Annotated in this window: 1 protein-coding gene; it reads right to left on the reverse strand. The window is 63.4% G+C overall.

The genetic code is table 11. The features are described 5' to 3' along the window. Positions 1-107: 107 nt before the first annotated feature. On the reverse strand, positions 108-560 hold the full coding sequence (locus tag AB0I06_RS34275) for a MarR family transcriptional regulator (protein WP_102907254.1): 453 nt from the start codon (positions 558-560) through the stop codon (positions 108-110). Between the last annotated feature and the right edge of the window lie 777 nt (positions 561-1,337).

The raw sequence follows: 1,337 nt of genomic DNA on the forward strand, positions 1-1,337 counted from the left end.
GTCGGTCGGGTGCAGGGCGTACAGCATGACGACGAGGCGCTGGTTGGCGGTCATGCCGGCCGTCTTTTCAAGCAGCTCGAGGTTCTTCTGCTTGTCGTCGCTGCTGATCACTGGGCCTCCCACCGTGCAGGCACGTTTTCGTTGAATCCGGGGATGTCGGGCGGGTTGCACGTCTTTACCGCTTCACGCTGCTCGAGCCCGGTTCCGTGGAAGGCGATGTAGGGGCTGATCCGGTAGAAGTTGTAGTTGCCGATGCGTCCGCGGACGATCAGGATGCGGTGCTTGGCCAGCTTCCGGTTGATCTTCCCGACAGCGTCGGTGGACATCCCCACCCGCTTGGCGATGTCGGCCCCGGTGGCCCTCAACGGTTCCATGCCCTCGGGCGAGACACCGATCCACCACAGGACGAGGAATTTCTGGCTGGGCGTGAACGCCTTCGATTCAGTGATCGCCTCGACGCGCGCCTTGTCAACCTGCGTGTGCCTGCCGGAGAAGGCGTACGGCGCGTAGGGGACCGCCTCGCCCGTCTCGGCATCAACCAGCCTGCGTACTGCTCCCAACGGTCCCTCCGTGCACGGGGGTTGTTCAACGGTTCATGAGAGGCGGCTGCAAGGCCGACTAGATGAACTTAACGTACATGAGCAGGAAGTCAATCAACCCTGCCTGTCGGCCGTGTCGCCTGCTGACACGCTCAGGATTCGCGCCATCCAGCCGCAACCGCATCGCCGCACACTCATGTACGTCACGTCAATCTGCCCCGTCTGCAGGATCGTGGTACTCAGATCCTGCCGCCGGGGCGCCAGTTCTCAGGACCGCTATCCGGGTCTGTCAGATCGTGGTGCACGTTTCATGGGACTGTGTGGCACGACTGAAGGATCTGTTCACTCAGGTCTCCTGATCGCCCTCTGCTGCCGGAGGAACTGCCTGCCAGTTCCTCCGATCTTGCTTGTTCGAGGTATTTACGCAGGTCAGAGGCCAACGAGTGGCCGCGCTCTCTTACCTCAGTAGGGGCCCCGCCGTTCGCACCACGGCACAGGCAACGCCGAACACTTCGGTACGGCGGGATGTCAGGCTCACCTAGTCGAACCTTGTGGCATTAGGACGAGCGGACCTGAAGTCCACCACTCGAGCGCCCTTCCGGTCTGCAGTCGAAAAGTCGCCTTGGACCCCGACCACATAAGTGGTGCCAGTCTCCGGGACCTCCGCCACCCGTACCCCGCCGCTTTCTGGCGCGTACGGGTCTTGGCCACCACGAAACGGATTCGCGCCGGGAAGTGGCGGGGGCAGCGGGGTCCAGGGGCCGGCGAAGGCCCCTGGTACCACGCTGCTCAGCCACC

Origin of the sequence: Streptomyces sp. NPDC050674 (assembly GCF_040654575.1) — a bacterium.
In the GTDB taxonomy this organism is placed as follows: domain Bacteria; phylum Actinomycetota; class Actinomycetes; order Streptomycetales; family Streptomycetaceae; genus Streptomyces.